The 12,216-nt window shown below is 68.2% G+C and carries 13 protein-coding genes and 1 tRNA gene; 10 read left to right on the forward strand and 4 right to left on the reverse strand.

All coding sequences use genetic code 11. The features are described from left to right. Window positions 1-7: 7 nt before the first annotated feature. Window positions 8-81: transfer RNA gene (locus tag KO481_RS32250), tRNA-Gly, on the forward strand. Between the two features lie 63 nt (window positions 82-144). Here the strand turns inward: KO481_RS32250 and KO481_RS32255 are convergent. The 3 genes from KO481_RS32255 to KO481_RS32265 form a co-directional block, all read right to left on the reverse strand. Continuing rightward, window positions 145-474, reverse strand: coding sequence for a hypothetical protein (locus KO481_RS32255; protein WP_215922253.1), 330 nt, complete (start codon window positions 472-474; stop codon window positions 145-147). Window positions 475-593: 119 nt separating this feature from the next. After that, complete coding sequence (locus KO481_RS32260) at window positions 594-890, reverse strand: hypothetical protein (protein ID WP_215922254.1); 297 nt, start codon at window positions 888-890, stop codon at window positions 594-596. Then, window positions 877-1,101 carry a hypothetical protein gene (locus KO481_RS32265; protein ID WP_215922255.1) on the reverse strand — a complete coding sequence of 75 codons (225 nt, stop codon included), beginning with the start codon at window positions 1,099-1,101 and terminating at the stop codon, window positions 877-879. Before KO481_RS32265 ends, KO481_RS32260 begins: the two co-directional genes overlap by 14 nt. Window positions 1,102-1,157: 56 nt before the next feature. Between KO481_RS32265 and KO481_RS32270 the strand changes: the two genes are divergently transcribed. The 4 genes from KO481_RS32270 (at window position 1,158) to KO481_RS32285 (ending at window position 4,738) form a co-directional block, all read left to right on the forward strand. Then, window positions 1,158-1,949 (forward strand): alpha/beta fold hydrolase, encoded by a 792-nt coding sequence (locus KO481_RS32270; protein ID WP_215922256.1) that lies wholly within the window; start codon window positions 1,158-1,160, stop codon window positions 1,947-1,949. Window positions 1,950-1,975: 26 nt separating this feature from the next. Beyond that, entirely contained in the window at window positions 1,976-2,710 is a 735-nt protein-coding gene (locus tag KO481_RS32275; RefSeq protein ID WP_215922344.1) for a crotonase/enoyl-CoA hydratase family protein, read from the forward strand. Window positions 2,711-2,906: 196 nt separating this feature from the next. Further along, window positions 2,907-4,013, forward strand: coding sequence for a glycoside hydrolase family 183 protein (locus KO481_RS32280; RefSeq protein ID WP_215922257.1), 1,107 nt, complete (start codon window positions 2,907-2,909; stop codon window positions 4,011-4,013). A gap of 38 nt (window positions 4,014-4,051) precedes the next feature. Next, window positions 4,052-4,738, forward strand: a complete 687-nt coding sequence (locus KO481_RS32285; protein ID WP_215922258.1) for a class I SAM-dependent methyltransferase — start codon at window positions 4,052-4,054, stop codon at window positions 4,736-4,738. A gap of 6 nt (window positions 4,739-4,744) precedes the next feature. Here the strand turns inward: KO481_RS32285 and KO481_RS32290 are convergent, their stop codons facing one another. Further along, the gene (locus KO481_RS32290; RefSeq protein WP_215922259.1) at window positions 4,745-5,350 is read right to left on the reverse strand and encodes an alpha/beta hydrolase family protein; all 606 of its coding nucleotides are present in this window, start codon (window positions 5,348-5,350) and stop codon (window positions 4,745-4,747) included. A 277-nt stretch (window positions 5,351-5,627) separates the two neighbouring features. On the opposite strand from KO481_RS32290, the gene KO481_RS32295 reads away from it, so the two are divergent. The 5 genes from KO481_RS32295 to KO481_RS32315 all read left to right on the forward strand — a co-directional run bounded on the left by KO481_RS32295 (window position 5,628) and on the right by KO481_RS32315 (window position 12,160). Continuing rightward, window positions 5,628-7,454: an acyl-CoA dehydrogenase gene (locus KO481_RS32295; protein ID WP_215922260.1), complete on the forward strand. Its 1,827-nt coding sequence runs from the start codon at window positions 5,628-5,630 to the stop codon at window positions 7,452-7,454. Between the two features lie 186 nt (window positions 7,455-7,640). Next, window positions 7,641-8,729, forward strand: a complete 1,089-nt coding sequence (locus tag KO481_RS32300) for a glycoside hydrolase family 183 protein (RefSeq protein WP_215922261.1) — start codon at window positions 7,641-7,643, stop codon at window positions 8,727-8,729. 237 nt (window positions 8,730-8,966) lie between these two features. Continuing rightward, window positions 8,967-9,995 carry a phosphogluconate dehydrogenase (NAD(+)-dependent, decarboxylating) gene (gene gnd, locus KO481_RS32305; protein ID WP_215922262.1) on the forward strand — a complete coding sequence of 343 codons (1,029 nt, stop codon included), beginning with the start codon at window positions 8,967-8,969 and terminating at the stop codon, window positions 9,993-9,995. A gap of 232 nt (window positions 9,996-10,227) precedes the next feature. Beyond that, window positions 10,228-11,394 carry a glycoside hydrolase family 3 N-terminal domain-containing protein gene (locus KO481_RS32310; protein ID WP_215922263.1) on the forward strand — a complete coding sequence of 389 codons (1,167 nt, stop codon included), beginning with the start codon at window positions 10,228-10,230 and terminating at the stop codon, window positions 11,392-11,394. A gap of 154 nt (window positions 11,395-11,548) precedes the next feature. Continuing rightward, a complete protein-coding gene (locus KO481_RS32315; protein WP_215922264.1) occupies window positions 11,549-12,160 on the forward strand; it encodes a TetR/AcrR family transcriptional regulator in 612 nt (203 codons plus the stop codon). Window positions 12,161-12,216: the final 56 nt, after the last annotated feature.

Here is a 12,216-nt window from a genome sequence, read left to right on the forward strand (position 1 = left end):
ACGCGATGCCGGTGTGGTGTAGTGGCAACACGCTACCTTCCCAAGGTCGAATTGCGGGTTCGATTCCCGTCACCGGCTCCACGACAAACCCCCATCCGCTACCGGATGGGGGTTTCGTATTTCGCGTGGGGGTTTCTTCGGCCCCTACTTGATGCAGTCGGAGACGATCTTCTTGGTGGCGTCCTGGGCCTTGGCGGCGTCGTCCTTGGTCAGGCCCATGGTGCTGGGGTCCTGCTGTTGGGCGTTGGTGCCGGGCTTGGTCATGAGGCGCAGGCCGTCCTGCGAGATGCCCTCGCCGACATAGATTTTCGCGGCGCAGTCGGCGAGCTGGGGATCCTTGAGACCGCTGCTCTGTAGCGACTTGGACAGGTCGTCCTGCGTGATGGCCGGTTGGGCGGGGGTTTTGTTGTCCGAACCGCAGGCCGCCAGCAGCGGCAGGGCGACGAACGCTGCGGCGATCAGCGTAATCCTCAACTGATTCCTCAATTCTCACGAAGTATGGCTACGGCGGCGAGGGGGACAGACCGCCGTGGTGATACTGCCGCATCGGACCGCGCAAGGACAGTCCAGGTGGTGTTCCCCAGCGGCGGAGGCTACAGATCCATCGCGGCGCGCAGCGCGGTGTCCAGGCGCTCGAGGGTTTCGTCGTCGACCGCGCCCGTGCGCTCGGCCAGCCAACCCCGGTAGATGCGGCCCAGATTGCCCGCGTGCACCCAGCCGTGTCCGGGAATCGTGACGGCCAGGATGTCCCGCGGATCGGAATCCAGCAGTTCGGCCGCGATCAGCCAGGGACGCGGCGACTCGTTGATGCCATCACTCGAGATCAGGATGATATTGCGACGCCGAGACGAACCGTGCGGGTTGTAGATCCACAGCTCACCCCTGCGCACGCATCGCCTCCTCGGCGGCGGCCAGCTCCGCCTCGTCGTCCGTGGCGAAACCGGCCGGGTCGGGCACCGTGCCGCAGCCGGTGCGCACCGCCTCACGCCGGGCCGCGCGGGATATCCACGCGGAGGGGGACATTCCCGCACGGGCCGCTGCCTGCTCGGCGAACGACCAGGCAGCCGCGTCCAGGGACAGCGTCACCTTACGGGTAGCCATACCAATTATCGTACCGCCCGCACACCTGTTGGCATATGGCCAATGATTGCTACCGTATGCCGGTGCTGAATCACCACCGCTCCGGCACCGGCGAGCCGCTGGTCCTGGTGCACGGCGTCGGGAGCCACTGGCAGGTGTGGGAGCCGGTGATCGCGCTACTGGAACGGTCTTTCGAGGTCTACGCCGTGGACCTGCCCGGATTCGGCGCATCCGAGCCGCTCGCGCACACCACGGTCGACACCCTCACCGACGCGCTGGCGGCCTTCCTCGCCGAGACCGGTCTGGAGCGAGCGCATCTGGCGGGCAATTCCATGGGCGGGCTGATCACGCTGAACCTCGCCGCGCGCGGCCTGGCCCGCTCGGTCACCGCGTTCTCGCCGATCGGCTTCTGGTCCACCCCCGGCCGCATCTGGTGCCAGCGGTCGCTGGGCCTGTCCAAGACGCTGGGCCTGGCCCTGCGTCCCGCGCTGCCCGCGATCCTGCGCACCCCCGCCGGACGAACCGCGTTCCTGTCCCTGGTGTTCGGCCGGGCCTGGGCCGTCGGCGCCGACGACGCACTGGCCACCGCCGAGGGCGCGATCGACTCCCCCGGGTTCGACGACGCCCTCGCCTCGTTCGATCGTGCCCGGCTGCAGGACGGCGGCCGCCTGGCCCGCGTGCCCGTCACCGTCGCCTGGGGCAACCGCGACATCCTGCTCACCTACGCGACCCAGAGCCGCCGCGCCCGCCGCCGCCTGCCCGGCGCCCGCCACCTGCCCCTGACCGGCAGCGGTCACACCCCGTTCTACGACGATCCCGCCGGATGCGCGAAGATCCTGCTCGACCAGTTGGAGGCGAGCCGGCCATGACCGCGGAGACGATCGCGCACAACAATGTGGCGCTGACCTTCGAGGGCGACCGCGCCTACGTCGCGCTGGACCGGCCCGGCAAGCACAACGGCCTGACCGTCGACATGCTGCGCGAGCTCGCGCGCGTGGCGCGAATCATCGCGGGCCGCAACGATATTCGCGCCGTCATCCTGTCCGGCAACGGCCCCAGCTTCTCCAGCGGCCTCGATATCGCCAAGGCGATGGGCGATCCGCTGACCGTCGTGCGCAATTTCCTCCCGGTCCCGTGGCGAGGAACCAACGCCTTCCAGGAAGCCTGCTGGGCGTGGCGGCGGCTGCCGCAGCCGGTGATCGCGGTCGTGCACGGGCACTGCTACGGCGGCGCGCTGCAGCTCGCCCTGGCCGCCGACTTCCGTTTCGCCACACCCGATTCCGACTTTTCGGTCATGGAGGCCAAGCACGGCCTCGTCCCGGACATGACCGGCGCGGCGACCCTGTCGCGGCTGATCGGAATGGACAAGGCGCTGCTGCTGGCCATGACCGCCGATCCGGTGGACGCCGCGTATGCCGAGCGGATCGGCCTGGTGACCGAGGTGAGCGCGGATCCGCGCGCGGCCGCGGAACAATTGGCGGCCCGCATATCGGCCCGCTCGCCACACGCCGTCGCGGGCGTCAAGCGATTGTTCGACCGCAGCTGGAACGCGGGGCCGTGGCGCACCTTCGGTATCGAGCGGGCGACCCAGTTGCCGTTGATACTTCGCCAGGCACTCGCGCGCCGATAATCCCGGTTTCCCATAGGCTCACGACACGAAAAGTTGTGTAATACCCCGAAACCAGCGGCGATAAACCCGCCGCGCGCGCATCCGCTGTTAGCATTTGGGCACTTTGCCAGCCAGTCGATGATCGTGTGTGGCCGCACAAGCTCGATCGGTGTTGGGCCCCACCCGTCTCGACCAGACGCAGGAGGGCCCGCCGACCTTGTCCAGAGTCGCATCGTTCCTGTTGCCCGCGATCGCGGGTGCCTCGGCGCTGTTGCTGGCCGTGACCGGGCCCGCCGCAGCGAATCCCAACGCCATCAATCCGATTCCGGTATTGAACGGAACCACCGGCCTGCCGCATCTGGTCGGCCGCTCACGCGCGATCTTCCAGGTCACCGGCATGGCCAGCCCGAACAACACGCAGAACTACGGCATGCTCGGCACCGACCTGGGCATCATGTGGGACAACGGCCACGGGCAGATGCTCACCGCATTCGGCGACACCGCCGGTTTCGGCTTGCCGAATCTGCTGGCGGGCAGCATCTGGGCCTGGCGCAGCAACGTCCTGTTGCGCAGTCACACCCACGACCCGGTCAACGGCATCTATTTCGACAGCGTGGTGCGCGATTTCTTCGGCCAGGCCCGGGATCTGATTCCCAGCCCCAAGATTCCGTTCCTCGAGATCAGCCGAATTCCGACAGCGGGTATCGAGGCCGACGGCGTGCAGTACATGAGCCTGATGTCGGTGCGCAGCTGGGACGACGTCGGCAAGTGGACAACCAATTACTCGGGCCTGGCCGCCTCGGCCGACAACGGCGAAACGTGGGCCGATCTCGGCTTCACCCGCCGCCCGAATTCGGGCGCGAACGCGAAATTCCAAATGAATGCATTCCTGAAGTCCGGCGGCTGGGTGTACGAATACGGCACGCCGTCCGGGCGCAACAATGCGGCCTATGTGGCGCGGGTGCGCGAGCGCGATATGCAGAATCTCGGCGCCTACGAATACTGGGACGGCGGACGCTGGCGGCGGGGCGATGTGGGCGCGGCCGCCCCCATCGCAGGCGGCGTCGGCGAGCTGTCGGTGATGTGGAATCAGTACCTCGGGCAGTACGTGATGCTGACGACGGACCCGTTCAATTCGGTGGTGATGCGCCGCGCCCCCGCCCCCGAGGGACCGTGGGGCCCGCCCGAGGTCCTGATCGACACCCGGGAGCTGCCCACCGCCTACGCCCCGTCGATCTTCCCGTACCAGACCGGCCGCGACCTGTACTACCTCACGACCGTGCACAGCCAGTACAACGTGGTCCTGATGCGCACGACACTGTAGCCGGGTCCCTTCGGCAGGGCACACCTAGACTCGGCGTCATGGATGCGGCCGAGTGGGATGCGCGCTACGCGAAAAGCGAGTTGGTGTGGGGCGCACCGCCGAATGCCACCGTGGTCGAGCACGTGTACGGGCTGGAGCGCCGGATCGTGCTGCGGCCCGACGCGCCGGGACAGGAGCCGCCGACGCTGCCGCGGGCCCTGGATCTCGCCTGCGGGGAGGGCCGCAACGCACTGTGGCTGGCCACCCACGGCTGGCAGGTGCACGCGATGGATTTCTCCCAGGTCGGGATCGATAAGGCGCGCACGGTGGCCGCGCGGCTGTCCCGGACGGTGCGCGGCCGTCTCACGTGGCAGTGCGCGGATGCGACCGACCTCACCGCGGCGGGCGTCACGGGCCCGTTCGAGCTGGTGCTGATCGTCTTTCTGCATCTGCCCGCGCCCCAGCGCCGCGAGCTGGTTCAGCGCGCGGCGCAGATGCTCACCCCCGGTGGCACCCTACTGATGCTCGGGCACGACACCATCAACCTCACCGAGGGCTTCGGCGGGCCGCAGGATCCGGAGATCCTGTTCACCCCGCAGGATGTCGTCGAGGACCTGTCCGCGGCCCCCGATATGCACATCCGGGTCGCCGACCGGGTGCTACGGCAGACCGAGGGGCGCGAGGCGATCGATGCGCTCGTCGTCGCGACGCGTGCCGGCGGGCCCGAAGAAGACAGCGGAGCGTAACGACGATCAGCGCGCCCCGGTCCATCGACGAAGCCATACCGCAGCGGTCTCGCCGATGACATCGAATCCCGTGCGGAACGAATGCGGCTGCCCCGGAATGATTTTCACCTCCGCCGCGTCGACGGCATCGGGTATCCCGAAGGGATCGCGCTCGCCGTTGATCACCACCACGTCGACCGCCTGCGAGGCCGCCAGCAGCTCCTCGCGCCGGGTCTTCTCCGGCTTGCCCGGCGGATGCAGCGGAAAGGACAGGGCCAGCACGCCTTTCGCCTCGACAACGGTGGCGGTGCGGCACACCACCCGCGCCCCGTTGCTGCGCCCGCCCTGGATCAGCGGCACCCCGCGCACCTTCTTGCGCAGCGCCGCAACGATTTCCAGCCAGGCGGCGTCCTGTTTGATCGCCGACCCCGGCGCGCGCCGCCCGGCCACCCGATAGGGCTGCACGACCCGCGCGACGGCCCCACCGAGTTCGAGCGCGCGCTCACGCACCTCCAGCAGATCCCTCGCCTCGACGCCGCCGCCGGACCCGTGCGTCAGCAGCAGCAGGAAGCTCGCCCCCCTGGGCTTGTCGAGCTCGATCTCCGCAGGTCCCGCACTAGTTTCCAGGCGCACGCCACAACGGTAGCCCCCGCCCCGGCCCAGCACTGCCGGCATCCATCGCAAGTCTCCCGACGCCAGTACCAGCGCAACAACCGATGGCGGAACAGCCACTGTTCATCGCGTCACATCGGTCGCTCAGCTCTTTGACGACAGATTTACTCACCGGTAATATACAGTGTAAGTTACCCGCGAGTAGTGGACGGCGATCCGCCCGCTACCCGATGGAGACCGCGGGCGGGAACGGCAACCCACCGACCCGCACCCAACTCGATGGAGAGTGAGAAGACCGATGGGTCACTACAAGAGCAACGTCCGCGACCTGGAGTTCAACCTCTTCGAGGTGCTCGGCCTCGGTTCGATCCTCGACGGGGGCGCCTACGGCGACCTGGACTCCGACACCGTCAAGGAGATGCTGCGCGAGGTACGGCGGCTGGCCGAGGGCCCGCTGGCCGAATCCTTCGCCGACGCCGACCGCAACCCGCCGGTCTTCAACCCCGAGACCCACACCGTGGCGATCCCGGAGTCGTTCAAGAAGTCCTTCCGCGCGATGCAGGAGGGCGGCTGGGAGAAGCTGGGCCTGCCCGAGGAGCTCGGCGGCCTCGGCGTTCCCCGCGCCGTGCACTGGGCCATCAGCGAGCTGATCCTGGGCGCGCAGCCCGCCGCGTACATGTACGCCGCCGGTCCCGGCTTCAACGCCATCTTCCACAACAACGGCACCGAAGAGCAGAAGAAGTGGGCCAAGATCGCGGTCGACCGCGACTGGGGCGCCACCATGGTGCTCACCGAGCCCGACGCCGGTTCCGACGTGGGCGCGGGCCGCACCAAGGCCGTCAAGCAGGACGACGGCACCTGGCACATCGAGGGCGTCAAGCGCTTCATCACCTCCGGTGACTCCGACGACCTGTTCGAGAACATCGTCCACCTGGTCCTGGCCCGCCCCGAGGGCGCCGGCGCCGGCACCAAGGGCCTGTCGCTGTTCTTCGTGCCCAAGTTCCACTTCGATCACGAGACCGGTGAGCTCGGCGAGCGCAACGGCGTCTTCGTCACCAATGTCGAGCACAAGATGGGCCTGAAGGTCTCGGCCACCTGTGAGGTCACCTTCGGCGGCCACGGCGTCCCGGCCCAGGGCTGGCTCGTCGGCGAGGTACACAACGGCATCGCGCAGATGTTCGACGTCATCGAGAACGCGCGCATGATGGTGGGCACCAAGGCCATCGCGACGCTGTCGACTGGCTACCTGAACGCGCTGGAGTACGCCAAGACCCGCGTGCAGGGTGCGGACCTGACCAAGATGACCGACAAGGCCGCCCCCCGCGTCACCATCACCCACCACCCGGACGTGCGCCGCAGCCTGATGATGCAGAAGGCGTACGCCGAGGGCATGCGGGCGATCTACCTGTACACCGCCGCGCACCAGAACGCCGATATCGCCGAGCTGGTCTCGGGCGCCGACGCCGACCTCGCCGCGCGGGTCAACGACCTGCTCCTACCGATCGTCAAGGGCGTGGGTTCGGAGCGGGCGTACCAGTACCTGACCGATTCGCTGCAGACCTTCGGCGGCTCGGGCTTCCTGCAGGACTACCCGATCGAGCAGTACATCCGCGACGCGAAGATCGACTCGCTGTACGAGGGCACCACCGCGATCCAGGCGCAGGACTTCTTCTTCCGCAAGATCGCCCGTGACCGCGGCGTGGCACTGGGCCATGTGGCCGGCCAGGTCGGCAAGTTCATCGAGCGCGAGGGCGGCAACGGCCGCCTGAAGGCCGAGCGCACATTGCTGGCGACCGCCCTCGAGGACGTGCAGGCCATGGCCGCATCCCTGACGGGGCACCTGATGGGTGCCCAGCAGGACGCGAGCGAGCTGTACAAGGTCGGCCTGGGCTCGGTGCGGTTCCTGATGGCCGTGGGCGACCTGCTCATCGGCTGGCAGCTGCTCGCGCAGGCCGAGGTCGCGATCAAGGCGCTGGACAACGGCTCGACCGAGTCGTTCTACCAGGGCAAGATCGCCACCGCGCAGTTCTTCGCCCGCAACGTGCTGCCCGAGCTGACCGCGACACGCGCGGTCCTGTCCAACCTCGATAACGACATCATGGAGCTGGACGAGGCGGCTTTCTGACCCCTGCGCTCCACGACAAAGCCCCGCGCCCCGGACACAAACCCCAGGTCGCGGGGCTTTGTCGTGCGGGCCGAGCCGCGCGGCCGACCGATCGATGTGATCGATATGGCGTGGCGCATATCTCACATCGATGCCGTGAAGCGGGCACAATACCCTCGGCGTCACTCGTGGGAAGGGATTCAGACTATGAAACGACTGTCCGCATTTGCCGGAGCGTGCGCGGCGGTCGCGGTGTTAGCGGTCGGAGCCTCCACCCCGGCCGGAGCGGACCCCAACAACATCAATCCCTTCCCCGGCCTGAACGGCGGCAACACCCTACCCCACCTGCCCGGGTCGACACAGGCGATCTTTCAGCTAACCGGCATGGCCAGCCCGAACCGCACCGATGCCCAGAACGTGCTCGGCACCGATCTGGGCATCATGTGGGACGACGGGCGCGGCCAGATGATCACCGCCTACGGCGACACCGCCGGACTCGGCCTGCCGAACCTGTTGGCCGGGAGTGTCTGGGCGTGGCGGTCCAATGTGCTGTACCGCAGCCCCGCGAACGCGGATCCGGCCCGCGGCATCCACTACACGAGCTTCGTCGACAACCCGCTGCCCAGCCCGAAGATCCCCGGCATCGAGATCAGCTTCATCCCGACCGCGGGCATCTCGGTCAACGGCGTGCAGTTCATGCGGATGATGTCCGTGCACGACTGGGGGCCGGACGGGCGCTGGAACACCAACTTCTCTACGCTGGCCGCGTCGGGTGACGGCGGGCAGACCTGGGCGCAGCTGCCCACCACTCGCCGCGCGTCGGACCTGCCCGGCTGGGGCAACTTTCAGCAGGACGCGTTCCTGAAGTCCGGCGGCTACGTGTACGAGTACGGCACGCCGGGTGGCCGCCACAATCCGGGATTCATCTCGCGGGTCAAGGAAGGCGATATCGCCAACAACGACGCCTACGAGTTCTTCGACGGCAAGAACTGGAAGCCCAAGGATCCCACCCAGGCCCAGCCGATCGTCGGCGGCGTCGGCGAGCTGTCGGTGATGTGGAACGACTATCTGCACCAGTACGTCATGCTGACCACCGACCCGTTCGACTCGGTGGTGATGCGGACCGCGCCGCATCCGGAGGGGCCGTGGGGTCCGGAGCGCGTGCTGGTCGACGTGCGCAACCTGCAGACCGCCTACGCGCCGATGCTCTTCCCCTATCAGACCGGCAAGGCCCTGTACTTCGCGCTGGGCATCCACAGCCAGTACAACGTCGTGTTGATGCGCGCGCAGCTGTGAGAGGAACAAAAGGCCCCGTGCGGTTGCCGGGTCGGGGGTCTGGCAACTGCACGGAGCCGATCTGTATATCGGCGCCTCCGCTGCCGTGTTACATCACTTTCGGGCGGACCGGAGAGATGCGATACGAGGCGGAAGAGGACAATCGAGAAAAGTTGCGGCGGGACTGGTTCACTGAGTGCGCCGCCACGTGAGTGAGCTCGGCCCCGCCGGCGCTCGGAGACGACTCGAGGAGAAGGTATGCAGCTGGGAATGATCGGCCTCGGCCGGATGGGCGCCAACATCGTGCGCCGCATCGTCAAGGACGGGCATACCGCGGTCGGCTACGCCCGCCGCGAGGAGCAGATCAAGGAGTTCACCGACGAGCTGGGCGACAAGTTCACCGGCGCCACCGACTACAAGTCGTTCGTGGCGCTGCTGGAGGCGCCGCGCGTCGTCTGGGTGATGATCCCCGCCGGTGCGACCGGTGCGGTCATCGACGAGATCGCCGAGCTGCTGGACCCGGGCGACATCATCATCGACGGCGGGAACAGCCGCTACCACGAGGACATCGCGCGCGCGAAGGAGCTCGCGCCCAAGAACATTCACTACCTGGACATCGGCACCTCGGGCGGCGTGTGGGGCCTCGAGCGCGGCTACTGCCTGATGGTCGGCGGCGAGGCCGAGACCGTGGCGCACATCGAGCCCCTGCTGAAGTCGATCGCACCCGGTGTGGACGCGGCGGAGCGCACGCCCGGCCGCACCGGCGAGCCGTCCCGCGCCGAGCAGGGCTACCTGCACTGCGGCCCGGCCGGCGCCGGCCACTTCGTGAAGATGGTGCACAACGGCATCGAGTACGGCGCGATGGCCGCCTACGCCGAGGGCCTGAACATCCTGCACAAGGCCAATGTCGGCGCGCAGGCCAGCGATTCGCACTCCGCCGAGGAAACCCCGCTGGACAACCCCGAGTACTACCAGTACGACATCGACGTCCCCGAGGTCACCGAGCTGTGGCGGCGCGGTTCGGTGGTCGCGTCCTGGCTGCTCGACCTGACCGCGCAGCAGCTGCACATGGATCCCTCGCTGTCCTCGTTCGGCGGCCGGGTCTCCGATTCCGGTGAGGGCCGCTGGACGGTCAGCGCCGCGATCGACGAGGGCGTCCCGGCCCCGGTCCTGTCGGCCGCGCTGTTCGCCCGCTTCTCCTCGCGCGGCGAATCGCTGTACGCGGACAAGGTGCTCTCGGCGATGCGCAAGGGCTTCGGCGGGCACAACGAGCTGCCTGCGAAATAGATCTCGCACAGACTGCCCCGCACCGAAACTCGGTGCGGGGCAGTCTCGTTCCGGGCTTGCCGGATCCCCCGGGCCTTCGGCCCACCGCCGGAGGGGCTCGGGCTGAACGGGCGGTGGCCGGGAACGCGCGCGCATCGCACTGGCGCCGGGACCGTCGCTCACAGCCTGACACACGTGCTCCCAACTACCAGGGGTTAGGCAACCCGCGCCGCGGCGGCTACGGTCGGAAGTCATGCGCAACCTTCCCGGGATCGTGCTCGCAGTGGTGGCGGTCGGGCTGACCGCCTGTTCCAGCGGCTCCACCTCCTCGGCGCCGTCGAGCTCGGCGCCGTCGAGCACCACCGGCGCGGCCCGCACGAGCAGCCCGACCACCACCAAGTCCCAGCTCGACTGCGACGCGGGCTATCTCGCGCAGTTCAGCACCCGCCAGAAGCTGGCGCAGCTGCTGACCGTCGGCGTCAAGGACACCGCGGATGCGGAGAACGTGGTGCGCACCGAGCAGGTCGGCGGCATCTTCGTCGGCAGCTGGACCGCCCCGGCCCTGGTCGCGAACAAGCAGATCGACCAGGTCAAGGCGGCCGCGCGGGTGCCGCTGATGGTGACCATCGACGAGGAGGGCGGCCGGGTCTCGCGGCTGAAGGACCTGATCGGGGCGGTGCCCTCGGCCCGGGTCGCCGCGAATACGGTCTCGGCCGACGAGTTCTACCAGCAGAGCCTCGCGCGCGGGCAGGCGATGAAGAACCTGGGCATCACGGTCGACTTCGCGCCCGATACCGACGTCAGCGACGAACCCGCGGACGCCGTCATCGGCGATCGCTCGTTCTCCAACGATCCGAACGTGGTGACGCAGTACGCCGGCGCCTTCATCCGGGCCATGCACGATGCCGGGGTCGGCACGGTCATGAAGCATTTCCCCGGCCACGGCCACGGTTCGGGCGATTCCCACACCGGCGCGGTGCGCACCCCACCGCTGGCCCAGCTGCAGAACGACGATCTGGTGCCGTACCGCAACCTGATCGGCTCGGGTGCGGCGGTCATGGTCGGGCATCTCGACGTGCCGGGGCTGACCGCTCCGAACGTCCCGGCCAGCATCAGCCCGCAGGCGATGGCGCTGTTGCGTCAGGGCACCGGTTACAACGCCGCACCCTACAACGGCCCCATCTTCACCGACGACCTCAGCGGAATGGCCGCGATCACCAGCCGGATGGACATCGAGGACGCGGTCGCCGCGGCGCTGGAGGCCGGGGCCGACAGCGCGCTGTGGATCAGCACGAATGCGGTGACCCAGGTGCTGAACCGGCTCGAGCAGGAGGTGAGCTCCGGTCGGCTGCCGCTCGCGCGGGTGAACGAGTCGGTGCTGCGGATTGCCCGGTACAAGGGCATCCCGCTGACCTGCTGACCTGCTGACCGGAATGCGGGCTTCCCGGCACACCGCCGGGTGCCGTACGCTGCCCCCTTCGGCCCCGACCGGGCAGCAACTATGCAGCAAAGTCCGGGTCGAGGGAACTTACCTTGGAGTAAGATGTAAGTTTCACGATGGCCTAGGAGTGTGCATGGCGGGCGGTACGAAACGGCTCCCCCGAGCGGTTCGTGAACAGCAGATGCTGGACGCCGCCGTCGAGGTCTTCTCCCGCAAGGGATACCACGACACGTCGATGGATGCCATCGCCGCCGAGGCCAGTATCTCCAAACCGATGCTCTACCTGTACTACGGCTCCAAGGACGAGCTGTTCCGGGCCTGCATCGCGCGCGAGAGCCTGCGCTTCATCGAGGCCGTCGCGGTAGCCGGCAATCCGCAGCTGACCCCGCACGAGCAACTGCGCGCGGGGCTCGAGGCCTTCCTGTCCTACGTCGACAACAACCGGCTGTCCTGGCAGGTGCTGTACCGGCAGGCATTGGGCCAGCAACCGTTCGCCTCGGAGATCGCCAACAGCCGCGAGCGCATCATCGAGCTGACCGCGAAACTGCTCGAGTCCAGTGCCAAATACGCCGAGCCCGGCACCAATTTCGACATCGTCTCCGTCGCGGTGATCGGCGCCGGCGAGGCCATCGCCGACCGGATCGCCAGCGGCGAGGTCGAGGTGGCCGAGGCGGTCAACCTCCTCGACGATCTGGCCTGGCGCGGTCTGGCGGGCAAGAAGAAGGCCGAGGAGCCCTCGCGCTGATCCCGCTCGCCGGTTGCGCTGGTGCGCAACGTTTGTCAGAGTGCACTGCGGGTTGT

The organism is Nocardia albiluteola, assembly GCF_018860155.1.
GTDB classification, from domain to species: domain Bacteria; phylum Actinomycetota; class Actinomycetes; order Mycobacteriales; family Mycobacteriaceae; genus Nocardia; species Nocardia albiluteola.

Excerpts from the sequence above, each read along its gene's own strand:
- KO481_RS32265 (WP_215922255.1), bottom strand. The coding sequence starts at position 1,101 with ATGGCTACCCGTAAGGTGACGCTGTCCCTGGACGCGGCTGCCTGGTCG.
- KO481_RS32270 (WP_215922256.1), top strand. The coding sequence starts at position 1,158 with ATGCCGGTGCTGAATCACCACCGCTCCGGCACCGGCGAGCCGCTGGTC.
- KO481_RS32285 (WP_215922258.1), top strand. The coding sequence starts at position 4,052 with ATGGATGCGGCCGAGTGGGATGCGCGCTACGCGAAAAGCGAGTTGGTG.
- KO481_RS32295 (WP_215922260.1), top strand. The coding sequence starts at position 5,628 with ATGGGTCACTACAAGAGCAACGTCCGCGACCTGGAGTTCAACCTCTTC.
- KO481_RS32300 (WP_215922261.1), top strand. The coding sequence starts at position 7,641 with ATGAAACGACTGTCCGCATTTGCCGGAGCGTGCGCGGCGGTCGCGGTG.
- gnd (WP_215922262.1), top strand. The coding sequence starts at position 8,967 with ATGCAGCTGGGAATGATCGGCCTCGGCCGGATGGGCGCCAACATCGTG.
- KO481_RS32310 (WP_215922263.1), top strand. The coding sequence starts at position 10,228 with ATGCGCAACCTTCCCGGGATCGTGCTCGCAGTGGTGGCGGTCGGGCTG.
- KO481_RS32315 (WP_215922264.1), top strand. The coding sequence starts at position 11,549 with ATGGCGGGCGGTACGAAACGGCTCCCCCGAGCGGTTCGTGAACAGCAG.